The sequence below is a fragment of the Rhizobium sp. SL86 genome (assembly GCF_026672545.1).
GTDB lineage: Bacteria > Pseudomonadota > Alphaproteobacteria > Rhizobiales > Rhizobiaceae > Neorhizobium.
Genome location: NZ_JAPPRJ010000002.1, coordinates 236,435 through 257,245 on the forward strand (window position 1 = coordinate 236,435; position 20,811 = coordinate 257,245).

General features: G+C 62.6%; 18 protein-coding genes and 1 pseudogene. 11 read left to right on the forward strand and 8 right to left on the reverse strand.

All coding sequences use genetic code 11. The features are described 5' to 3' along the window. Window positions 1-227: 227 nt before the first annotated feature. Window positions 228-2,354 (forward strand): TonB-dependent siderophore receptor, encoded by a 2,127-nt coding sequence (locus OU993_RS13335; protein ID WP_268159657.1) that lies wholly within the window; start codon window positions 228-230, stop codon window positions 2,352-2,354. 37 nt (window positions 2,355-2,391) lie between these two features. Here the strand turns inward: OU993_RS13335 and OU993_RS13340 are convergent, their stop codons facing one another. Continuing rightward, window positions 2,392-3,282 carry a helix-turn-helix domain-containing protein gene (locus tag OU993_RS13340; RefSeq protein WP_268158126.1) on the reverse strand — a complete coding sequence of 297 codons (891 nt, stop codon included), beginning with the start codon at window positions 3,280-3,282 and terminating at the stop codon, window positions 2,392-2,394. Window positions 3,283-3,415: 133 nt separating this feature from the next. Here OU993_RS13340 and OU993_RS13345 point away from each other — a divergent pair. The 4 genes and pseudogenes from OU993_RS13345 to OU993_RS13360 all read left to right on the forward strand — a co-directional run. Continuing rightward, a pseudogene (locus OU993_RS13345) lies at window positions 3,416-3,625 on the forward strand (cytosine deaminase); the annotation flags it as partial. A 138-nt stretch (window positions 3,626-3,763) separates the two neighbouring features. Further along, complete coding sequence (locus OU993_RS13350; protein WP_268158128.1) at window positions 3,764-5,536, forward strand: ATP-binding protein; 1,773 nt, start codon at window positions 3,764-3,766, stop codon at window positions 5,534-5,536. A 192-nt stretch (window positions 5,537-5,728) separates the two neighbouring features. Then, window positions 5,729-6,619 carry an AraC family transcriptional regulator gene (locus OU993_RS13355; RefSeq protein WP_268158131.1) on the forward strand — a complete coding sequence of 297 codons (891 nt, stop codon included), beginning with the start codon at window positions 5,729-5,731 and terminating at the stop codon, window positions 6,617-6,619. Window positions 6,620-6,774: 155 nt separating this feature from the next. Next, window positions 6,775-7,329 (forward strand): helix-turn-helix domain-containing protein, encoded by a 555-nt coding sequence (locus tag OU993_RS13360; RefSeq protein ID WP_268158134.1) that lies wholly within the window; start codon window positions 6,775-6,777, stop codon window positions 7,327-7,329. Window positions 7,330-7,375: 46 nt separating this feature from the next. Here OU993_RS13360 and OU993_RS13365 read toward each other — a convergent pair whose 3' ends face one another. The 7 genes from OU993_RS13365 to phnG form a co-directional block, all read right to left on the reverse strand. Continuing rightward, window positions 7,376-7,993, reverse strand: coding sequence for a DapH/DapD/GlmU-related protein (locus tag OU993_RS13365; protein WP_268158136.1), 618 nt, complete (start codon window positions 7,991-7,993; stop codon window positions 7,376-7,378). Further along, window positions 7,990-8,697: a phosphonate C-P lyase system protein PhnL gene (gene phnL, locus OU993_RS13370; protein ID WP_268158138.1), complete on the reverse strand. Its 708-nt coding sequence runs from the start codon at window positions 8,695-8,697 to the stop codon at window positions 7,990-7,992. Before phnL ends, OU993_RS13365 begins: the two co-directional genes overlap by 4 nt. 11 nt (window positions 8,698-8,708) lie before the next feature. Then, a complete protein-coding gene (gene phnK / locus OU993_RS13375; RefSeq protein ID WP_268158140.1) occupies window positions 8,709-9,485 on the reverse strand; it encodes a phosphonate C-P lyase system protein PhnK in 777 nt (258 codons plus the stop codon). Then, a complete protein-coding gene (locus OU993_RS13380; RefSeq protein WP_268158142.1) occupies window positions 9,482-10,363 on the reverse strand; it encodes an alpha-D-ribose 1-methylphosphonate 5-phosphate C-P-lyase PhnJ in 882 nt (293 codons plus the stop codon). Before OU993_RS13380 ends, phnK begins: the two co-directional genes overlap by 4 nt. A gap of 218 nt (window positions 10,364-10,581) precedes the next feature. Then, the gene (locus OU993_RS13385) at window positions 10,582-11,682 is read right to left on the reverse strand and encodes a carbon-phosphorus lyase complex subunit PhnI (protein ID WP_268158144.1); all 1,101 of its coding nucleotides are present in this window, start codon (window positions 11,680-11,682) and stop codon (window positions 10,582-10,584) included. Window positions 11,683-11,685: 3 nt separating this feature from the next. Further along, the gene (gene phnH / locus OU993_RS13390; protein ID WP_268158146.1) at window positions 11,686-12,294 is read right to left on the reverse strand and encodes a phosphonate C-P lyase system protein PhnH; all 609 of its coding nucleotides are present in this window, start codon (window positions 12,292-12,294) and stop codon (window positions 11,686-11,688) included. Further along, the gene (phnG, locus tag OU993_RS13395) at window positions 12,294-12,758 is read right to left on the reverse strand and encodes a phosphonate C-P lyase system protein PhnG (protein WP_268158150.1); all 465 of its coding nucleotides are present in this window, start codon (window positions 12,756-12,758) and stop codon (window positions 12,294-12,296) included. The genes phnH and phnG overlap by 1 nt, the downstream gene beginning before the upstream one ends. Before the next feature lie 81 nt (window positions 12,759-12,839). Between phnG and phnF the strand changes: the two genes are divergently transcribed. The 6 genes from phnF to OU993_RS13425 all read left to right on the forward strand — a co-directional run bounded on the left by phnF (window position 12,840) and on the right by OU993_RS13425 (window position 20,750). Continuing rightward, window positions 12,840-13,577 carry a phosphonate metabolism transcriptional regulator PhnF gene (phnF, locus tag OU993_RS13400; RefSeq protein ID WP_268158154.1) on the forward strand — a complete coding sequence of 246 codons (738 nt, stop codon included), beginning with the start codon at window positions 12,840-12,842 and terminating at the stop codon, window positions 13,575-13,577. Window positions 13,578-13,800: 223 nt separating this feature from the next. Next, complete coding sequence (locus OU993_RS13405; RefSeq protein ID WP_268158156.1) at window positions 13,801-16,431, forward strand: HAD-IC family P-type ATPase; 2,631 nt, start codon at window positions 13,801-13,803, stop codon at window positions 16,429-16,431. 95 nt (window positions 16,432-16,526) lie between these two features. Then, the gene (locus OU993_RS13410) at window positions 16,527-17,672 is read left to right on the forward strand and encodes an ABC transporter ATP-binding protein (RefSeq protein ID WP_268158158.1); all 1,146 of its coding nucleotides are present in this window, start codon (window positions 16,527-16,529) and stop codon (window positions 17,670-17,672) included. Beyond that, window positions 17,669-18,595 (forward strand): carbohydrate ABC transporter permease, encoded by a 927-nt coding sequence (locus tag OU993_RS13415; RefSeq protein ID WP_268158160.1) that lies wholly within the window; start codon window positions 17,669-17,671, stop codon window positions 18,593-18,595. Before OU993_RS13410 ends, OU993_RS13415 begins: the two co-directional genes overlap by 4 nt. Next, window positions 18,595-19,416: a carbohydrate ABC transporter permease gene (locus OU993_RS13420; protein ID WP_268158162.1), complete on the forward strand. Its 822-nt coding sequence runs from the start codon at window positions 18,595-18,597 to the stop codon at window positions 19,414-19,416. The genes OU993_RS13415 and OU993_RS13420 overlap by 1 nt, the downstream gene beginning before the upstream one ends. Before the next feature lie 41 nt (window positions 19,417-19,457). After that, window positions 19,458-20,750, forward strand: coding sequence for an ABC transporter substrate-binding protein (locus OU993_RS13425; protein ID WP_268158163.1), 1,293 nt, complete (start codon window positions 19,458-19,460; stop codon window positions 20,748-20,750). Window positions 20,751-20,811: the final 61 nt, after the last annotated feature.

A 20,811-nucleotide genomic window follows, 5' to 3' on the forward strand; every position in this document is an offset into this window, starting at 1 on the left:
GATCATGAAGTTTCCGTGGTTTCCTTCAAAACAGGGAATTCCTACAATACTGGATTATTGAATTCAAGTTACCGAGCAGACAGGGATGTTGGGGCCAATGATCCTCCGGCGGAGCGGGTGACACGCGGGACTTTCCGCCATCACGCTTACGCGGCTGCCCGACGCTCCTTGACTTTTCGCATCCAGCCGTCTGCGGGAAGGACGGCTCAACTTCTGGAAACTGGATGATGCACATCGAACGCTTGGACAAAACCAGCCAGTGGGGCAGGGGCCGCATGGCATTGCTGATGGGCTGCACGGCGCTTGTCGCCCTTCACCCTCTTGCAGCCGTTTCGCAGGATAATACCCAAAGTGCCGAAGCAACGACGGTGCTGGAACGCATCACGGTCCAGGGAGCCGGGGGCAGCGCCGACACGGATTCCCGTTCGATCGTCGCGACCTCGACGACCGGGGCGAGCAAGATCCCGACCGCAATTCTCGATACGCCGGCCTCGGTCTCCGTCATCACCGCCAAGGAGATGCAGCAGAGGAATGCCTCGACGGTCGAGGAGGTGCTGCGTTACACGGCCGGCGTGACGACCGATTTCTACGGTTCGGACGACCGGTTCGACTATTTCAAGATCCGCGGCTTTGATGCCTATCTCTATCGCGACGGGCTGATGATCGGCGATCCCTTCGGCGGCATTCGCGAGGAGGCCTATGCCTATGAGCGCGTGGAGGTGCTGAAGGGTGCAAGTTCGACCACCTTCGGCGTCTCGGATCCGGGCGGCTCCGTCAACTTCGTGACGAAAACGCCGAAAAGCGAACGCTTCGGCGAGGCCTATGTCAACGGCGGTTCCTACAATCGTGCCGAGACCGGCTTCGACTTTGGCGACAACATCACCGAAGACGACACGCTCTCCTATCGCCTGACCGGAAAGGCCCGCAAGGCAGACGCGGAATACGACTATTCCCGCGACGACGAGAAGTTCTTCATGGGTGGGCTGACCTGGCGCCCGACCGACGCGACCAGCCTCAGCATCGTCTACGATCATCTGAACAAGGACGGTGTGCCGGGCAGCGGCGGTCATCCGCTGGGTACCGATTTCGACCGCAGCCGGTTCTTCGGCGAGCCGGATTACAATTATCGCGGCGTCAATCGTAACTCCGTCAGCGTCATGCTCGACCATGACTTCGGCTCCGGCCTGACGCTTGGCGCGAACGCGCGCTACAGCAAGACCAACAGCGATTTCGGCTACGCCTACATTTCCTCGACGCCGACCAATGGCTCGACCACCGCCAGCCGCGCCTTCTTCGGCAATGACCAGTCGGTCGAAGATTTCGTGATGGATACGCATCTGCAGTATGACACGAGCTTCAATGCGGTCGACAGCCGCAGCCTCGTCGGCGTCACCTACGACCGGATGTCCACCGACAACAAGAGCTACTGGGGTGCCGCACCCGGCATCGACTGGCTCAATCCCGTCTATACCGGCCGCCCGGCCTCTGTGCCGATCTACCAGAGCCTCAAGACCGACCAGGACACCAAGGCGGTCTACATCCAGCAGGATCTCACCTTCGCCAACAAGCTGATTGTTTCGGCGAGCCTGCGCAACGACTGGCTGGACACCGAACAGACCAACATGCTGACGGGTGTCCGCACGGAAGGCGATGTCAGCGAACTGACGAAACGCCTCGGCCTCACCTATCGCTGGACGGAGCAGTTCGCCACCTATGCCAGCTATTCGGAATCGGCGGTGCCTTCGTCTGTGACCGTGGAGCCGGAGCGGGGCAAACAGTACGAAGTGGGCATCAAGTACCAGCCGCTGGAGTTCCCGGCGCTCTTCAGTGCCGCCGTTTATGACCTGACGAAGACCAACATCACGCGCACCGACCCGGTGACCAACCTGCAGTCCGCCATTGGCGAAGTGCGTGTACGGGGCGTGGATCTGGAAGCGAAGGCGGAGATCAACGCGAATTGGAGCCTGACGGCCGCCTATTCCTACCTGTCGTCCGAGATCGTCGAGAACGGTACGCAGGGTAATGAGGGCAATGAACTCGCTTTCGTGCCCCACCACATCGCGTCGTTGTGGGCCACCTATGCGCTGCCGGGCAATGGGAGCCGCGGCGACATGACGTTCAGCCTCGGCGGGCGCTACTCATCGTCCTACTATTTCGACGATGCCAATACGCTGTCGACGGGCGGCTACGTGATCTTCGATGCGGCTGCCACCTACAAGCTGGCGAAAAATACGTCGCTCGAGTTCAACGTCGCCAACCTGTTCGATGAAAAACATGTTGCTTACGGCGGTTTCGGCGCGAACTTCTACAATGAAGGTCGCTCCTTCAGCCTGACCCTGCGCCAGACCTGGTAATGGCACGCCGCGACGCTCAAAACGATCGCGGCACGTTTTAGACTGCAGCAGACATCCGCCGCCAGGCGGCGGGTGTCTGCCCGATGACCTGCCGGAAGGATTTCGTAAAATGCGCCTGGTCGGAAAAGCCCATCTGCACGGCGATCTGGGCGATGCTGAGATCGCTCGTTCTCAAGAGATCCTGGCATAGCTCCAGCCGGCGCGCCATCTGCCATTGAAGAGGCGTCTTGCCGGTTGTCTGCTTGAACGCGGATGCAAACCAGCTCTCCGACAGGCCAACGCAGGCGGCCATTTCCGGCAGGCTGACCCGGCAATCGGGGCGCGAGGCAACAAGCGCGGTCAAGCGGTTCATCTGCGCTTGTGTCAGGCGCCCACCCGCCCGCTCCTGCCCGGCGGTAAAATCGAGCAGCCCGGTGACGAGACTGGCGACCAGCTGTTCCGCATGCACCGGATGACGGGATGGATGCGCCAGCTCGTCCACCAGCAAAGTCGCGAGCATTTCGGTCGAGCGCGACGTTTCTACTTCTACGGGCTGGCGCAGGGCCGAAAGCACGGCCGAGCGGCCAACGGACGGTGCGAGCATCCTGACCAGCTTTTCCGCATGCATGTGCAGGTCCAGATGCGAAAAGCGGTGCATGGCAGTGAAGCTGGTCCACATGGGGATGCCGGCGGGGACATAAAGTGCCCGTGTCATCGGCCGGTAATGCGGAACCTGCGCCCTTTCCTCGTTGGTCAGGCGGATCTGCCGGGACACGTCGTTGAAGAAGATCACAATGCGTGGATCCGGCGAAAGGTAATAACCCTGTGCGCCCGTATGGCCCGTCGCCTCCCAGTAGACACCGACGGCGCCGTCCAATCCCCGCCAGGTCGGTGGCCGCAGGGCCTGAATACCCTCGGTGCGGCAGATCATCGAATGCAGGTACGTCACGGCAGGCTGGTCCTGGATGTCGAGGAAAGCCCGCGGGTCCGGAACCCTCTCGATCTATTGGAGGAACGCTTTGGGATAATCATACCAGCGTATTCATGTTTTATGCAACCACCATGCGGTCACGTTCGCAGTCATGGGCCTGGAAGGTTATGGCCTTGAGGTCGGCTGCAACGCCGATCCCGTCATCGTGCAGGCGGCGGATGTGATCAAGGTGCTACGCCTGCAACCCTTGCGCCTTTGCGTGGTAACGGCCGGGACGGTCATATTCCGCACGGTACCGCGGATCGGCGAACTCAAGCTCGAAGGCCGCCCACACCGCATCGACCACCCCGTGAGGGAATGAATGGCAACGAGAACCCGACATTGGCGAAGGCTTGGTTCATTTTATCCAAGTCCAGTGACTATTCTCCTATAATGCCTGTCACCTATGTCCTAGCGTGCGATTGCAACAGGTCAGGTTTGCCGTGCGCAGGTTCCATTCATGACACAGACTCCGCCCGTCAGGATTGCTCTTTCCGACCGCCTCACCCTCTCGCCGGTGGAGCGGGCGCTGTATCAGGATGGCGAGCGGCTGAAGGTGGGCGCGCGGGCTCTCGAAATCCTGCTGGTGCTTGCCGAGGAGCCGGGTCGGCTTGTTTCGAAGGACGAGCTGATGGAGCGTGTGTGGCCAAGCCAGCACGTGGATGAAGCGGCGTTGCGTGTGCATCTTTCGGCCCTGCGCCGGCTCCTGACATCGGACGACGATCACAGGCTGATCGTCAATGAGAGCGGTCGCGGATACCGCCTCGTGCCTCCGGCCATCACCGAGCCGCAAGGGCGAAACCTCCCACTCGATCTTCAGAGCCTTTTGCCGGCACCGGTCACGAGTGTGATCGGCCGGGAGGATCTGATCGACCGGTGTGTCGAATTGACCTATGGTTGCCGGCTTGTCAGCCTGTGCGGAACCGGGGGGATTGGCAAAACGACGATTGCCCTGGTGGCAGCCCACCGCATTTCAGCAGAACGCAGCATGCGGGCCGTGTTCCTCAATCTGTCGTCCATCACCGACTCCAGCTGCATCCGCGCGGCGCTTGCGGCGCAGATGGGACTGATCCCGGCAGAGATGCAGGAAAACAGCGTTTTGAGTGCCGTCGGAAGCGAGCCCTTGCTGCTCGTGCTCGACAACTGCGAGCATGTGATCGACGCAGCCGCAGCCTTTGCCGAAGAACTGCTTGGGCTTTGGCCGCGTCTCATCATGTTGACCACCAGCCGGGAGCCGCTTCGGGCCAGCGGCGAGTGGGTGCTGCGTGTTCCGCCACTCGACCTGCCGGCCGAAGGTTCGGACATGCCGGAAGACGCGGGTCTTTCGCCGGCCGTTCAGCTGTTCATGCAGCGGGCCGGCGCCGTGCGCGCCGATTTCTGCCAGTCGGAGGACGATTTCCGGCACATCGTCCATATCTGCCGCCGTCTGGATGGCATTCCGCTCGCAATCGAGATGGCTGCAACGCGGCTTTCGGCCTACAGCCTTCAGGAACTCGACCGTCTGCTCGTGGATCGTTTTTCCGCCCTGATTACCGGGCGCCGGACGGCGTTGCCGCGCCACCGCACGCTTCTGGCAACACTCGACTGGAGTTATGGTCTGCTGACCGAGGCAGAACGCGATGTCTTCCGGCGTGTCTCCATCTTCCGCAGTGTGTTCAGCATGGATGCAGCCATCAGCATTGCACAACATGAGCGGCTGAGCGATTGCGACGTGATGGAGGCCTTGTCGTCCCTCGTCGCCAAGTCTCTCGTCCTGGCGGAGCGCAGAGGTGACGAGACGCGTTACAGGATGCTCGAGACCATCCGCTCTTATGCGGCGCGTCACCTGAAGGCCGATGGCGCCTTCAACGAGAGCAGCCGAAACCATGCCTATCATGTCCTGACTTGCGCTGGCGGCAATCTGCCCGTGGAGGAAACCGGCTGCCGGCCCGCTTTGCTGAAAGAGTTACGCGCCGCATTGACCTGGGCCACCGGCCCGACGGGAGACAGCGGTATCGCAGAAGACCTGGTCGCCGCGGCGCCGCGCCTGCTGTCGAGACTGGCAATGCCCGTGGAACTGGTCGATATCCGCGGATGTCAACATCCCGGCGATATCGGTCCGCCGGGACCTGTGAAACCGTGCCGCCGTCGAGGCCCTGTTGTCGCGCGGGGGGGCTCCCGACCGGCAAGAGGTGAGCCGGACCCGTCGACCCGGCTTTTCGAACCGAGGCTGATCCTCGCCGATCTCGGCTGACACAGCCAGTTCGCTCTCGGAAGTGACGGGTTTGGCATGGCCGGCCCGCAATACGTGCTGCGAGGCTTTCCACACGGTAGGATCTGTGCGAACAATAGGATACATCGATCGCCAAGAGGTGGTGCGGCGGTTCCCGCCGAAACCAGAATTTACAAGGGAACCGGTCGCGAGGCGCGCAGCTGGAGAGCACGAATGGGTGACCAAGTGGCGTCGCGAGATGGTTTGGGCTGCACGTCCCACGCGCTCGCCAAGGATCTGGAGCTTTGCCGCAGCGACGTTCGTCTCTACCGGAAAGCCGTTGTATCCGATGGTGTGTCGGAGGTGCTTTTGCCCGCCTCTGACCGCGGTTTCCTGATCGGAGTTTCGGCCAGCCGGCACCACAAGCGCCGCATCTATCGCGGCCGATCGATGAGCGATTACGATTTCGCCGAAGGATCGATCTACCTGCGGAACTTCGCGGATGATTACCGGGCGGAAATGGTTGGATCCTTCGATTTCCTGTTGTTCGAGGTGACTGGCGCGCAGCTTCGCCAAGTGGCGGAAGAGGTCCGTTCGCCCTCGATCGGCGGCCTCGTGGAACATGCCGCTCACGATGATCCGGTTCTGTCCAATCTCGTGCGGGCGATGGCGCCGGCGATGGAACGGCCGCAGGAGGTCCATGGGCTTTTCATCGATCAACTGTCGATGGCGATCTGCATGCATCTTCTGCACCGGTATGGCGCGGACGTGCCATCCACCGGCAACCGCTCGATCCCGCTTAGTAAGCGACTGGAAATCTATGCCAAGGAATTCCTGGAGGCGAACCTGCACCGGGATGTCTCTCTCGATGAACTGGCGGATGCCTGCTCCCTGTCGCGGGGTTATCTGATCCGGGCATTCCGGGAGACGACCGGCATGACACCCTATCGCTGGCTGATCGCACGCCGGGTGGAACGGGCCCGACAGCTGATCGAGCAGACGGAACTGCCGCTTGCCGAAATTGCGGCGACCTGCGGCTTTGCGGACCAGTCGCATCTGAGCCGCCACTGCGTCCAGCTTCTCGGCCATTCCCCTGGCCGCCTGCGCCGCCACGCGCGCGGCTGAAGTTCAGGCGGCACGGCCTTTTTCGGGTATCTGCCCGTTGCTGGCACCCCACGCCCACTTCCATGATTTTACAAAACTTTGCGGGGATTAACTGGCTCCTGCCCCCTGGATTTCTTAGCCTTTGTCAACTTGCAAGACACTTGTCGAGGGCTGCCGTGACAGAGATTTCCATCGCCTTTCCGCCAGGACCGAGCAAACCGGGTTTTGATGCACGCGATCTGGCTGCGGCCCTCAGCGTGCTTCTGGACGAAGCCGGGCAGAGCATCGATGAGGACATCAGCCGGACGCGGGATTGCCTGGTCCAGGCGAAGAGGTTGCTGCGGCATCATGGCGGTGACGCACAGCCGGCAGCCGAGCCGACCGGCCAGGGACTTGCGCCCTGGCAGAAACTCCGGATCACCCGCTTTGTTGAAAACAACCTGCATGAGGTGATCCGCACCGAGGATCTTGCAGCGATTGCCCGTCTCAGCGTCAGCCATTTCAGCCGTGCTTTCCGGGACAGCTTCCAGGAGACGCCTTACGCCTATGTGCTGAGCCGGCGTGTTGCCCGTGCCAAGGAGATGATGGCCACGACCGACGATTCGCTGGCGCAGATCGCATTGTCGTGCGGCATGGCAGACCAGGCGCATTTTTCCCGCCTCTTCCGTCGGCTGGCCGGCGAAACACCCAGTTGCTGGCGGCGACGGCAGATGCGGCGGCAGGCGGTCTGATCGACCGGTCGCGGTGCTGATTTGGCCGAGGCGCCGTAAATTGTGGTCAGGCCGCGTATTTCTGAACGAAAGCCTCGGCATCCAGATCGCGGAAATCCTGCAGGGCGTCGAAGAGCCGCTGATGGCTCCAGTTCCACCATTCAAGGCGTTCCATGGCTTCGGCGGTCTGCGCAGAGAAGCGCTCGCGGATCAGTTTTGCCGGCACGCCGCCAACGATGGTATAGGGCGCGACATCCTTGGAGACCACGGCACCGGCGCCGATGACGGCCCCATTGCCGACGCTCACGCCCGGCAGGACCGTCGAGCCATGGCCGATCCACACGTCATGGCCGATCGTGACCCGGTTGTCGCGCCGCCAGGAAAAGAAGTCATGCTCGTTCTCGGCACCGTCGAAATAATCGGCGGCGCGATAGGTGAAGTGGTGCAGCGTCGCGCGCCAGGTCGGGTGATTGGTGGCGTTGATGCGCACGGCGGCTGCGATGTTGGCGAACTTGCCGATGGTGGCACACCATACCGCACCATCCTGCATGATGTAGGAATAGTCGCCCATCTCCACCTCGTCGAGGCGGCACCGTTCGGAGACTTCCGTGTAGATCCCGAGCGTGCTGTTGACCACATGGGCGCTCTGATGAATGTAGGGTTCAAGACCAAGCTTGCGGCTCATGCGGCGACCTTTCGCGGCGAAAACTGGGTGACGTCGAGGATGCGGTCGGCCACCGCCTCACGGACTTCCTCGTCGTGGAAGATGCCGAGCATGGCGACGCCGGCCTTTTTCTTGGCGCGGATCATCTCCACCACCACCGCACGATTGGTGGCGTCGAGCGATGCGGTCGGCTCGTCCAGCAACAGCACCTTGTGATCCGTGATGAAACCGCGGGCGATGTTGACGCGCTGCTGTTCGCCGCCGGAGAAGGTGGCCGGCGGCAGCTGCCAGAGATCGCGCGGCAGGTTCAACTGGGCGAGCAGGCCGCTGGCGCGCTCACGGGCCTCGTCCTGTGGCACGCCGCGGGCCATCAGCGGGTCTGCTACGACATCCAGCGCAGAGACGCGCGGGACGGTGCGCAGGAACTGGCTGACATAACCGAGGCTCTTGCGGCGGACCTCGAGCACGATCCGCGGATCGGCGGATGCGATATCGACGATCTGTCCGTCATGATCGATGAGGATCTGCCCTGCGTCGACGGCATAATTGCCGTAGAGCATCTTGAGGATCGAACTCTTGCCGACGCCCGACGGGCCGCCGAGCACGACACATTCGCCGGCGCAGACGCAGAAGGTGACATTTGACACGACCGGCAGCATCAAGCCGCCGCGCAGATGCATGATGAAGCTCTTGGCGACGTCGGAGATGACGAGAGGGGTTGCCATCGGACGTGTCCTCACACTTGCAGGATCGAAGAAACGAGAAGCTGGGTATAGGGCTGGCGCGGATCATCCAGCACCCGATCGGTCAGCCCGTGTTCGATGACATGGCCTTCCTTCATCACCATCATCCGGTGCGACAAAAGGCGTGCGACGGCCAGATCATGGGTCACGACGATCGCCGCAAGGCCGAGATCGTTGACGAGTCCGCGCACCAGATCGAGAAGCCGCGCCTGGACGGAGACGTCTAGGCCGCCGGTCGGTTCGTCCATGAAGACGAGACGTGGCGAGGTGACGAGGTTGCGGGCGATCTGCAGCCTCTGCCGCATGCCGCCGGAAAAGGCGCGCGGCTGGTCGTCGATCCGGTCGGCGGCGATTTCCACCCGCTCCAGCCATTCGCTGGCCGTCTGGCGGATGCGTCCGTAATGACGGTCACCGACTGCCATCAGCCGCTCGCCGACATTGGCGCCGGCAGAGACTGTCATGCGCAGGCCATCGGCGGGGTTCTGGTGGACAAAACCCCAGTCGGTGCGCATCAGGAAGCGGCGCTCTGCCTCCGACATCTGGTAGAGATTGCGGAAGTCACCGTCGCGCATGCGGTATTCCACGCTGCCGGTTGTCGGCATCAGTCGGGTGGAGAGGCAGTTGAGCAGCGTCGTTTTGCCCGATCCGCTTTCGCCGACAATCGCCAGCACTTCACCCGGCCAAAGATCGAAGGAAACGTCCTTGCAGCCGATGCGGCTTCCATAAAAACGCGAGAGACTGCGGACCTTGAGAAGAGGAGTGTCGCTCATTCGGCCGCTTCCTTCTGATCGGGTGACATCTCGCCGGTATGGCCTTCGGCCCGGCGTGTTTCGCAGTGATCGGTATCGGAGCAGACGAACATACGCCCGCCCCGGTCATCGAGGATCACCTCGTCGAGATAGACATGACGTGCGCCGCAGAGCGCACAGGGCTTGTCGAAACTCTGGATCTCGAAGGGATGGTCCTCGAAATCGAGGCTGACCACATCGGTGAAGGGCGGGACGGCATAGATCCGCTTTTCGCGGCCGGCGCCGAACAGCTGCAGCGCTTCCGATTGGTGCATTTTCGGATTGTCGAATTTCGGCGTCGGTGAGGGGTCCATCACATAACGGCCAGCCACCTTCACCGGATAGGCATAGGTCGTGGCGATGCGGCCGTGGCGGGCGATGTCCTCATAGAGCTTCACATGCATGAGGCCGTATTCCTCCAGTGCATGCATCTGGCGGGTTTCGGTCTCGCGCGGTTCGAGGAACCGCAAGGGTTCGGGGATCGGCACCTGGTATACCAGCACCTGGCCTTCCTTCAGCTTCGTTTCCGGAATGCGGTGACGGGTCTGGATGATGGTGGCCTCGCCGGTCTGCGTGGTGACGGCGACATTTGCCACCTTCTGGAAAAAGGCGCGGATCGAGACCGCGTTCGTCGTGTCGTCGGCGCCCTGGTCGATCACCTTCAGCACATCGTCGGGGCCCAAGATGGCGGCTGTCACCTGCACGCCGCCGGTGCCCCAGCCATAGGGCATCGGCATTTCGCGGGAGGCAAAGGGTACCTGGTAGCCGGGAATGGCGATCGCCTTCAGGATCGCCCGGCGGATCATCCGTTTGGTCTGCTCATCGAGATAGGCAAAATTGTAGGTGGCGAGCTGTTGCATGGTGGCTTACCCTCTGCCCTGCTGCTGTTGGGGGAGGCGAGACATGGAAATGCTGGGGGGATCGGTCAGCGTCGAGACGGTTGTCTGCTTGGTCGTGTTTTTTGCCATCGCCCTTGCCATCCTCCTGAAAAGCAGGGGAGCCTCACGGCGTGAGGCGACAGGAGACGGGGCGGGCGTGTTGGACGGAAATGACGGCGATTGCGACGGGGACTGACCGTTCATTCCGCTGCCTCCCGCGGTTCGCCTTGTGCCCGGCCTGCCTGTTTGGCGCGCATGCGGCGAACGAGATCGAGCTCCGCCTGGAAGTCGACGTAATGCGGCAGTTTCAGATGTTCGACAAACCCTGTCGCCTGCACATTGTCGCAATGGGAGATGACGAATTCCTCGTCCTGCGCCGGGGCGATGACGTCTTCACCGAATTCTTCCGTGCGTAATGCCCGGTCGACCAGCGACATCGACATGGCCTTGCGTTCGCTCTGGCCAAAGACCAGGCCATAACCGCGGGTAAACTGCGGCGGGGCCTTGGCCGACCCCTTGAACTGGTTGACCATCTGGCATTCCGTCACACGGATTTCGCCCAGTGACACGGCAAAATCCAGTCCCGGAACTTCGAATTCCACCTCGACAAGGCCCATACGGATCTCGCCGACGAAGGGATGCGTGCGGCCGTAACCGCGCTGTGTGGAATAACCGAGCGCCAGCAGGAACCCCTCGTCGCCGCGTGCCAGCGCCTGAAGGCGAAGATCTCGCGGCATTGGAAATTCCATCGGCTCGCGCGTCAGGTCACCTGCGACATGATCATCGGGCATGTTGCCATCCGGTTCGATCAGGCCTTCACCGCCAAGGATGTCCGAGACGCGCATGACCGCCTCAAGACCGTCTTCCCGGTTCGCCGGCTGCTCCACGATGTCATCGCCAAGCAGGGTGGGGTCGAGGAGGCGGTGGGTGTAATCGAAGGTCGGGCCAAGCAATTGGCCGCCAGGCAGATCCTTGTAGGTGGCGGAAACGCGCCGTTCGACCCGCATCCGGCCGGTCTCGATCGGCAGCGAGGTGCCGAAACGCGGCAAGGTCGTGCGATAGGCGCGCAACAGGAAGATCGCCTCGATCATGTCGCCGCGCGCCTGTTTGACGGCAAGGGCGGCGAGCGATGTGTCGTAGAGCGAGGCTTCCGCCATGACGCGGTCGACGGCGAGGCCGAGCTGCTGGATCAACTGTTCTATCGTGAGGCTCGGCACCGAGCGGTCACCGCGCCGACGGTCGGCCAGCAGGCGGTGGGCATTGGCAATGGCGGTTTCCCCGCCCTTGACGGCGACATACATGGTTCAGGCCTCCACTGCGGTGATCTTGGTGGTGCGCGGCAGGCACAATAGCGCGCGCCCGGCGGTGAGAACGACATCGATGCCGCGCGGAAAGAGTGCCCGGTTGCCGATCCACTGGTGCAGGAAGGGATCGGGCAGGCCCACAGGGCCAATGGTCGTGATATCGCGGATGCCGGGGCCGGTGAGATTCAAGGATGGCCCGCCGTCAAGCGAGATCACCTCGATCACCAGCGTCGTGGAGCGGTCCGGATAATCCTGGCTGCCGGCCGAAAACAGGCTGAAGGGCGGCATGGCGGCGCCTGCTTCCAGAAAGGCGAAACGCGCTTCGGTCTTCTCCCGCGTCAGCGGCGCACCGCAGTGGAAGGAGAGCCAGGCGGTGGTGCCGGATTTCGTCAGCTCCGGTGACAGCCAGACGGGCGTGTCGTTGTCGCAGAGCGTCAGCATCACCGCACCAGCGGCAATACCGAGCGGAGCTGGCGGTGCGATGCCCGGCGAAACGGTGCCGACGGTGCCGGGACGCGCCATGCAGTCCATCAGGGTGCGAAAAACCGACTGGCTGTTCAGCACCGCATCCGGAAAACCTCCGGCAAGGCTCTGGTTCTTGCTCTGCATCAGTCTTCTCCGCGGACCATCGTGAAAAAATCGACCTTGGTGGCTGCCGTCTCGCGCGCCAGCTGCGCGGCCTCTTCGGCCCGCTGTTCTTCCGCCGGCAGAAGCAGCGTGCGCTCCACGACATCCTGCATGGCAGGAAGCTGCCAGAGCGCGGCGAAGACGGCGCTCCATTCGGCGGCGGTCTTGTCGGTGCCCAATCGGTACCCGTGGCCAACCGTTCCCTCGGTCAGCTGAATGGTGGCACGGCTGACCGTTGCCTCACCGAGGTTGAACGGCGAACCGCCGCCGCCGATGCGGCCGCGCACCATCACCAGTCCGGTCTCCGGTTCGCGCAGGCGGGCGAATGCGGGTTTCGGCTCGACCTGCGCCCAGGCGGCTTCCAATTGGCCACGGCTGCAGCGCGCAAGAAGGTCCATCACACGTTTTCTGGGGTCTGCCGCCGGGGCATGGTCTGCAGGGTTCATCACGACACCGATCTTTAATGTCTATTTATGTAGACAACCATACAATTTACTGTATGTTTAATCGGTGGCGATGACAAGGGTATGACAGGGCAGGCAATGATGCAGCGGCAGAAGGGCGTCGCCATGTGGCGGCAGATTGCAGACAGGATCCGTGCGAACATTGCCGCCGGCGATTATGACGAGACCGGCAAGGTGCCTCCGGAAACACAGCTGGCGGAGATCTTTGGCGTCAATCGCCACACGGTGCGCGCTGCACTTTCGGCCCTGGCACAGGAAGGCATCGTCCGGGCGGAGCAGGGACGCGGAACGCTGATCGAACGGCGCGACAAGTTCCAGTTTCCCATCAGCCGCCGCACCCGGTTTACGCAGGGCATTGGCGACCAGGCGCGCGACCTGACAGGCCGGTTACTCGCCGCCGAGGTCGAGCCGGCCAATTCGGAGGTTGCACGTTGGCTGAAGATCGAGCCCGGCAGCCTTGTTCGCCGCTTGGAAGCGCTGAGGAGCGCCGATGGCCGCGCCGTCTCGCGCGGAACCTCCTGGTTTCCGGCTGACCGCTTCGAGGGCATCGAAGAGGCGTTTCGGCGCACGCAGTCCATCACCAAGGCGTTGCAGGCCTGCGGCGTGGCGGACTATCTGCGCGATGTGACGGAGATCTCCGCCGTGCATGCGGAGCCCGACGATGTCGCCGAACTGGGCCTGACGCCCGGCGCGATCGTGCTCGTGACACGGGCGCTCAACACGGACCTGGACGGGTTTCCGATCCAGTATTCCATCACCCGCTTTCCGGCAGACCGCGTGCAGTTCACGATCCGCAACTGATGGGACGCGCCAGACATGTCGCGCAGCCTTTGACCAGCACGGAAGCACGGCTTCGCCATCCCTCATGCTACCTCCTTGATGCGGATCAATGCGATAGGTCCTTTGCCGGGCGAAATGAAATCGATCTGCAAGGGGATGGACCGGGCGCTGCCGGGGTGGCACCTTTTGGCGGGGCGGCTGAAGCCTGCAGTGATCGCCGCCATCACGCAAAGAGGAGCAAGCCATGGCAATCGCGCATCCGCACGGTCTTGATCCCGACGCCTGCCTTGAAGCCCTTGACGCCACGGCGGACGGGCTGACGCATGAAGAGGCGGCACGCCGGAAGGCCATTCATGGACCGAACCTGCTGCCCGAGCCGGGCAAGCGCAGCCCGGTGATGCGCTTCCTCAGGCAATTCCACAATGTGCTGATCTACGTGCTTTTGGGGGCGGCGCTGGTGACGGCGCTGTTGCAGCATTGGGTGGATACCGGCGTCATCCTGACCGTCGTGATCGTGAATGCCATCATCGGTTTCCTGCAGGAAGGAAAGGCCGAGGCGGCGCTGGCCGCCATTCGCAACATGCTTGCACCGCGCGCCGCTGTGTTGCGGCAGGGACGGCGCCAGACGATTGATGGCGCGGACCTGGTGCCCGGCGACATCGTTCTTCTGGAGGCCGGTGACAAGGTGCCGGCCGATCTACGGCTGCTGCAGTCCTACGGGCTTTCGGCCCAAGAGGCGATCCTGACCGGGGAATCGGTTCCCGTCGGCAAGACGGTGCATCCGGTTGCCCCGGACGCGGCTCTGGGAGACCGCCGCTCCATGCTCTGGTCCGGAACGCTGGTCACGCAAGGCACCGCCAAAGGGCTGGTGACCGCGACTGGCAGCGCCACCGAAATCGGCCGCATCGGAGGGCTGCTCGCCAAGGTGGAACAGCTCACCACGCCGCTGGTCGAGCAGATGGATCATTTTGCCCGCTGGCTGTCCTTTCTCATCCTTCTCGTGTCGGCACTGCTTCTCGTTTATGCCTATTTCCTCGGCCATCGGGACTTCAACGAGGTGTTCCTGGTGGTTGTCGGCGTGGCGGTGGCCGCCATTCCGGAAGGCCTGCCGGCGGTGATGACCATCACGCTCGCGATCGGCGTTCAGGCGATGGCGGGGCGCAACGCCATCGTCCGCCATCTGCCGGCGATCGAGGCGATCGGTTCGGTCTCGGTCATCTGCACGGACAAGACCGGCACACTGACCCGCAACGAAATGGTGGTGGTGGCCGCCGAGACGCCAACCGGTCGCTTCGAGATCGGCGGCGAGGGATATGCGCCGCAGGGTTCCATTCAGCCCGCCGGAGACCTCTCTTTGCTCGGGGCGGCGGCTGCCCTTTGTAATGATGCAGTGCTCGTTCAGCACGATGGCCACTGGAGCGTCGAAGGCGATCCGATGGAAGGGGCGCTTTTGGCCTTCGCCCGAAAGACGTCCGGCGGCAAGCAACCGGTCGGAGAACGGCTGGATACGATCCCCTTCGATTCCCGCCATCGGTTCATGGCCGTTCTGATCGGCTCTGGGGGCGGCGGACAGGTCTTCGTGAAGGGCGCGCCGGAGCAGGTGTTGACCATGTGCACGGGCATCGATCCTCTCGTCTGGCACAGCCGGGCGGAGGAAATGGCGAAGCGGGGCCTTCGGGTTCTGGCGCTGGCGGAAAAACGCTGCCTGCGCCGGGCGCTCGATCCCGATGTCGTCGCCAATGGCCTGACCTTCCTTGGCCTCGTTGGTCTCATCGACCCGCCGCGTGCCGAGGCGATCGCCGCGGTGGCGGAGTGCCGCGCGGCCGGCATCCGCGTCAAGATGATCACCGGTGACCACGCCGGCACGGCATCGGCCATCGCGGCGCAGATCGGCCTTGAGAATGCCCATCGTGTCCTCACCGGTGCCGATCTCGACCGTCTCGATGATGCTCAACTGGCGAGTGAGGTGGCGGACGTGGACATCTTTGCCCGCACGAGCCCGGAGCACAAGCTGCGGCTTGTCACGGCGCTGCAGGCCAGAGGTTTGACGGTTGCCATGACCGGAGACGGCGTCAACGATGCGCCGGCCCTGAAGCGCGCGGATGTCGGCATAGCCATGGGCCTGAAAGGTTCGGAAGCAGCCAAGGAGGCCGCGGATCTGGTGCTGACGGACGACAATTTCGCCAGCATCGCAGCGGCCGTGCGCGAAGGGCGCACCGTCTACGACAATCTGCAGAAAGTGATCAGCTGGACATTGCCGACCAATGCGGGCGAGGCCTTCGTTGTGGTTCTGGCACTGCTCGCCGGCCTCGCGCTTCCCGTCACGGCGGTCCAGATCCTGTGGATCAACCTGATTACGGCGATCACGCTTGGTCTTGCCCTCGCATTCGAGCCGACCGAGGCTGAAACGATGAGCCGGCCGCCGCGCCCAAGGGATGCGCCGCTGCTGACGGGCGCGCTGGTCTGGCATGTGCTTCTGGTCGGCGCCCTGTTTCTCGCCGCCGTCTTCGGCATTCTGCGTTACGCCCTCGATCAGGGGTATCCACTGGAACTGGCGCAGACCATGGCGATGAACACGATCGTGGTTCTGGAAATTGCGCAGCTGTTTTTCATTCGCAATATCCATACAACCTCGCTCACTTTCGCGGCCATTCGCGGCACCCAGGTCGTCTGGATCGTCATCACGGTGGTGACGGCGGCGCAGTTTGCCGTTACCTATTTGCCGCCGTTGCAGGGCATTTTCGGCACACGGGCGGTGCCTCTGGCGGATGGTCTGCTGATCCTTGCGGCCGGCGTCGTTTTCTTCGCCGTGATCGAGCTTGAGAAGCAGATCCGGCTTGGGTTGCGCCGGGCGGGAAATCGGCCCGCGCGCTGACCTCGAAGCGCTGTGGTTGTCATCGAAGTTTCTCGAAACCGTCGTCTGTCTGTCACGGGCGGGTCCCATGAGGCGTTCCAGTAAAGGAGTGCCGCATGACGCCACAATCTCTCGATCTCACCGGTATCGGCAAAGGCTTCGGCGCGGATGACGTGCTGAAGACCATCGATCTCTCTGTGCGCCCGGGTGAGTTTCTGTCTCTCGTCGGCATGTCCGGCTGCGGCAAGTCGACGCTTCTGCGCATCATCGCCGGTCTGGAACGTCCCGACCGCGGGCAAGTATCGATCGGCGGCACGGATGTGACGGAGACGGATCCCAGCGATCGCAATCTTGCGATGGTCTTCCAGTCTTACGCGCTTTATCCGCATATGAGCGTTCGCCAGAACATTGCCACGCCGCTGCGCATGCGCCGGTTGTCGCTCGGTGCCCGGATGCCGCTGATTGGCCGGATGATGTCATCGGCGAACGCCCTGCAGGAGATCGAGGCGAGCGTGATGCAGGCGGCGGAAACGCTGCAGATCGCGCATCTTCTGGATCGCAAGCCGGCTCAGCTTTCCGGCGGCCAGCGCCAGCGCGTGGCGCTTGCCCGGGCGCTCGTGCGCTCGCCCGCTGCCTTCCTGATGGACGAGCCGTTGTCCAATCTCGATGCCAAGCTGCGCGCCCATATGCGTGATGAGCTGGCAGCCCTGCATCGGCGCCTCGGCGCCACCTTCATCTACGTGACGCATGATCAGGTCGAGGCGATGACGATGTCGGACCGCATCGCGCTGATGAGCGAAGGCCGGATCGAACAGCTGGGCACCCCGGACGAGCTTTATGGCCAACCGGCGACGCTGACGGTGGCCCGTTTCATCGGCACGCCGTCAATCAATCTTCTGCCGGTCGAAATCGGTGCCGAAGGCGTCGTGCGCCTGTTCGGCCAGGACCTTCCGATCGCCGCTCCTGTCCGGCATGCCGGTCCCGCCACGCTTGGCCTGCGTGCCGAAGATCTGACGATCACCAGTGAAGGCCTGCCGTTGCGCGTCTTCCGCACGGAGATGCACGGAGCTGACCGGTTCGTGCACGGTCATCTTCTGGCGGACGAGACGCAGCACCTGACGCTCAGGCTTTCGGCGGGTGAACAGCTTGCCGCCGATGCCGATGGTATCATCCACATTTCCTTTGCCGCTGGCCGGGCGCATCTCTTCGGCGCCGACGAGGCGCGAATCGCCACATCGCTGACAGAGAGGGCAGCGGCATGACGGTCGCCTTGGATATGGACGTCCCTGCTGACGTCACGCGCACACGTCGCTCCACCACCGAGCGCCGGATGATGTGGCGGGCGTTTCTGTTCGTCGCACCCGCCTGCCTGCTTCTGGCCGCGATCTACATCATTCCGATCCTGGTCCTGGCGGTCTTCTCCGTCACCGATTATCAGCTGGGCGCGCTTTCCACGCGTTTCATCGGGTTTGATAACTTCACTCATGCCTTCAGCGATGCGGTTTTCCTCCGCTCGCTGAAAAACACGGTGATCTATGCGGTCATCGTCATTCCGCTCGGCGTGTTCCTGGCGCTGGGCGTGGCGCTTCTCGTCTACAACCGCAAGCGCAGCCGCGCCTTCTGGGAAGCGGCCTATTTCCTGCCGGTCACCGCCACGCTGGTGGCGATGGCAACGGTCTGGCAGTTCCTGCTGCATCCCTCGATCGGTCCGGTGAACGCGGCCATCAAGTGGTTCGGCTTCGAGCCGGTTTCCTTCCTGTCCAATCCGGTCCTCTTGATCCCCACAATGGCGATGATCGGCGTGTGGCAGGTACTGGGTTTCAACATGGTGCTCTTCCTCGCCGGTCTGACCGCGATCCCGAAGGACCTTTATGAGGCTGCGCGCCTTGATGGTGCGAAGAGCCCGATCGACCGCTTCCTGACCGTGACCTGGCCGATGCTGGGCCCGACGACGCTCTTTGTCGTCGTCACCACCTCCATCTCTGCCTTTAAGGTGTTCGAGACGGTGGCCGTGCTGACCAAGGGCCGGTTCGGCTCGGAAACCCTGCTGTTCGACCTCTACCTCGAAGGTTTCGAATATTCGAACACCGGTTATGCCGCGGCCCTCACGCTGATCTTCCTCGTCATCATCCTGATCCTGTCGATCGGGCAGACCGTTCATCTTGACCGGAAGGTGCACTACTGATGGCCAGACTTCGCGCTCTCCTGCCGAACATCATCCTGGCCAGCGGTGCCTTCGTGGTGTTGCTGCCCTTCTACTGGATGTTCCTGACCTCGATCCGGTCTCCTGCGGAAATCTTCGACGTGTCGCTCTGGCCGATCCCGAAGGTCTTCGACGCCGGCGAAAACTACGCACGTGCCGCAAATCAGGTGCCGATGGCCCGTTTCATGCTGAACGGCGTGATCGTCTGTCTCGGCATCCTGATCGTGCAGGTGCTGACGGCCGTGCCGGCAGCCTATGCGCTGGCGAAGCTGAAGTTCCCGGGCCGCAAGCTTTTGCTGACGCTCGTCATAGCGGCGCTGTGCGTGCCGATCCAGGCGCTGGCGCTCCCGCTTTTCGTCGGGCTTGCGAAGCTCGAACTGCTGAACAGCTATTTTGCGATGATGGCGCCGTTCTTTCTCTCGGTCTTTGCCATCTTCCTCTTCCACCAGTCCTTCCGCAGCTATCCCGACGAAATCATCGAGGCAGCGCGTATGGATGGGTTTTCAGAGATGGAGATCTGCTGGGGTCTGGTGCTGCGCGGCTCCTTGCCCTCGCTTGCCGCCTTTTCGGTCTTCTCCGTCGTTGCCCACTGGAACGACCTGTATTGGCCGATGATCGTGGTCACCGACATCAACCTCGCGCCGCCGCCGCTTGGCATGCTGTTCTTCTCGGATGTCGAATCCGGCGCGAATTACGGTGCACTGATGGCCGGTGCCGCGATCATTACCGCGCCCATGCTCGTCTGTTTCCTTCTCGCCCGTCGTCACTTCATCGCCGGTATCACCATGACCGGTGTGAAGTGAAGCTTTCGTCCACCCCCTCCTAAGACCCCTGGAGATTTACCATGAAACTGAACCGACGCACCCTGATGAGCGGCCTGATGGCCTCTCTTGCCTTCGCAGGCATCGCAAAGCCCGTTCTGGCGGAAGACATCACGCTGAACGTGCTCTACAATCTGCCGGGCTTCACCAAATTCCATCAGCCGCTGGCCGATGAATTCATGAAGAACAACCCGGGTATCAAGATCAGCTTCCTGGCGCCCGCCGCTGGTTACAACGAAGGCCAGCAGCAGGTGCTGCGCGCCGCTGTCACGGGCAATCTTCCGGATGTCTACTTCTCCGGCTACAACCTGACGGCTGAGCTGGTGCACACGCTGGCACCGCGCAAGCAGATCACCGATCTGACGCCCTTCATCGAGGCTGAAGGCGGCAAGGCCTTCCTCGACAAGAACTACTCGCCGAAAATGGCCGCACTCGGCCAGATCGATGGCAAGCAGTACGGCCTGCCGGTCAATGCCTCCTCGCCGATCATGTATATCAATGCTGATCTGGTGAAGAAGGCTGGCGGTGACCCGGACAACATGCCGAAGACCTTTGCCGGTCTCATCGAGCTTGCCAAGAAGATCCACGCCCTTGATCCGAAGATCGCCGGCATGGGTTACGACATCAACGGCTGGCCGGATGACTGGCTGTGGCAGGCGCTGATCTTCCAGCAGGGCGGCAAGCTGGTGGACGAAGCCACCAAGACCGTTGCCTTCAACAACGAGATCGGCCTCAACGCGCTGAAGCTGACCCGCCAGTTCGTCACCGAAGGCGGCCAGAACCTTCTCGATTGGGACCAGTCGCGCCAGCAGTTCGGCGCCGGCCTCACCGGCTTCATCTTCTCGACGCCGGCCCATGTGCAGACCATCGAAGGCCTCGTCGGCAACCGCTTCCCGCTGAAGACGGCAACCTTCCCGCTGGAAGACAAGGAAAACGGCGGCGTTCCGACCGGCGGCAATTCCGCTGTCATCCTGACGCAGGACAAGGCCAAGCAGGATGCTGCCTGGAAGTATCTGAAGTGGATCACCGGTCCGGAAGCGCAGAACACCATCGTTCGTATCACCGGTTACCTGCCGACCAACAAGCTCGCAACCGGCCCGAACTATCTCGAGCCCTACTACCTCGAGCATCCGAATGTGAAGACTGCGTCGCTGCAGGCAGACCGTTCGCTTCCCTGGGCCGGTTATCCGGGTGGTGACTCGGTTCGCATCTGGCGCACCCAGCGCGACATCATCGGCACCGTCATGCGTGGCGAAGTTTCGCCGGAAGCCGGTCTGAAGCAGATCGTCGAACAGACCAACGCCCTAATGAAGTGAAGCCTAGCCTTGCCAGGCGTGGTGTTGCGGGGCCCTCGTGGCCCCGCAATCCTTATTGGAC

What these genes read in the sequence shown, in the direction of transcription:
- OU993_RS13335 (WP_268159657.1), top strand. Translation starts at nt 228, where the DNA reads ATGCACATCGAACGCTTGGACAAAACCAGCCAGTGGGGCAGGGGCCGC.
- OU993_RS13350 (WP_268158128.1), top strand. Translation starts at nt 3,764, where the DNA reads ATGACACAGACTCCGCCCGTCAGGATTGCTCTTTCCGACCGCCTCACC.
- OU993_RS13355 (WP_268158131.1), top strand. Translation starts at nt 5,729, where the DNA reads ATGGGTGACCAAGTGGCGTCGCGAGATGGTTTGGGCTGCACGTCCCAC.
- OU993_RS13365 (WP_268158136.1), bottom strand. Translation starts at nt 7,993, where the DNA reads ATGAGCCGCAAGCTTGGTCTTGAACCCTACATTCATCAGAGCGCCCAT.
- phnL (WP_268158138.1), bottom strand. Translation starts at nt 8,697, where the DNA reads ATGGCAACCCCTCTCGTCATCTCCGACGTCGCCAAGAGCTTCATCATG.
- phnK (WP_268158140.1), bottom strand. Translation starts at nt 9,485, where the DNA reads ATGAGCGACACTCCTCTTCTCAAGGTCCGCAGTCTCTCGCGTTTTTAT.
- OU993_RS13380 (WP_268158142.1), bottom strand. Translation starts at nt 10,363, where the DNA reads ATGCAACAGCTCGCCACCTACAATTTTGCCTATCTCGATGAGCAGACC.
- OU993_RS13385 (WP_268158144.1), bottom strand. Translation starts at nt 11,682, where the DNA reads ATGTATGTCGCCGTCAAGGGCGGGGAAACCGCCATTGCCAATGCCCAC.
- phnH (WP_268158146.1), bottom strand. Translation starts at nt 12,294, where the DNA reads ATGCAGAGCAAGAACCAGAGCCTTGCCGGAGGTTTTCCGGATGCGGTG.
- phnG (WP_268158150.1), bottom strand. Translation starts at nt 12,758, where the DNA reads ATGAACCCTGCAGACCATGCCCCGGCGGCAGACCCCAGAAAACGTGTG.
- phnF (WP_268158154.1), top strand. Translation starts at nt 12,840, where the DNA reads ATGACAGGGCAGGCAATGATGCAGCGGCAGAAGGGCGTCGCCATGTGG.
- OU993_RS13405 (WP_268158156.1), top strand. Translation starts at nt 13,801, where the DNA reads ATGGCAATCGCGCATCCGCACGGTCTTGATCCCGACGCCTGCCTTGAA.
- OU993_RS13410 (WP_268158158.1), top strand. Translation starts at nt 16,527, where the DNA reads ATGACGCCACAATCTCTCGATCTCACCGGTATCGGCAAAGGCTTCGGC.
- OU993_RS13415 (WP_268158160.1), top strand. Translation starts at nt 17,669, where the DNA reads ATGACGGTCGCCTTGGATATGGACGTCCCTGCTGACGTCACGCGCACA.
- OU993_RS13420 (WP_268158162.1), top strand. Translation starts at nt 18,595, where the DNA reads ATGGCCAGACTTCGCGCTCTCCTGCCGAACATCATCCTGGCCAGCGGT.
- OU993_RS13425 (WP_268158163.1), top strand. Translation starts at nt 19,458, where the DNA reads ATGAAACTGAACCGACGCACCCTGATGAGCGGCCTGATGGCCTCTCTT.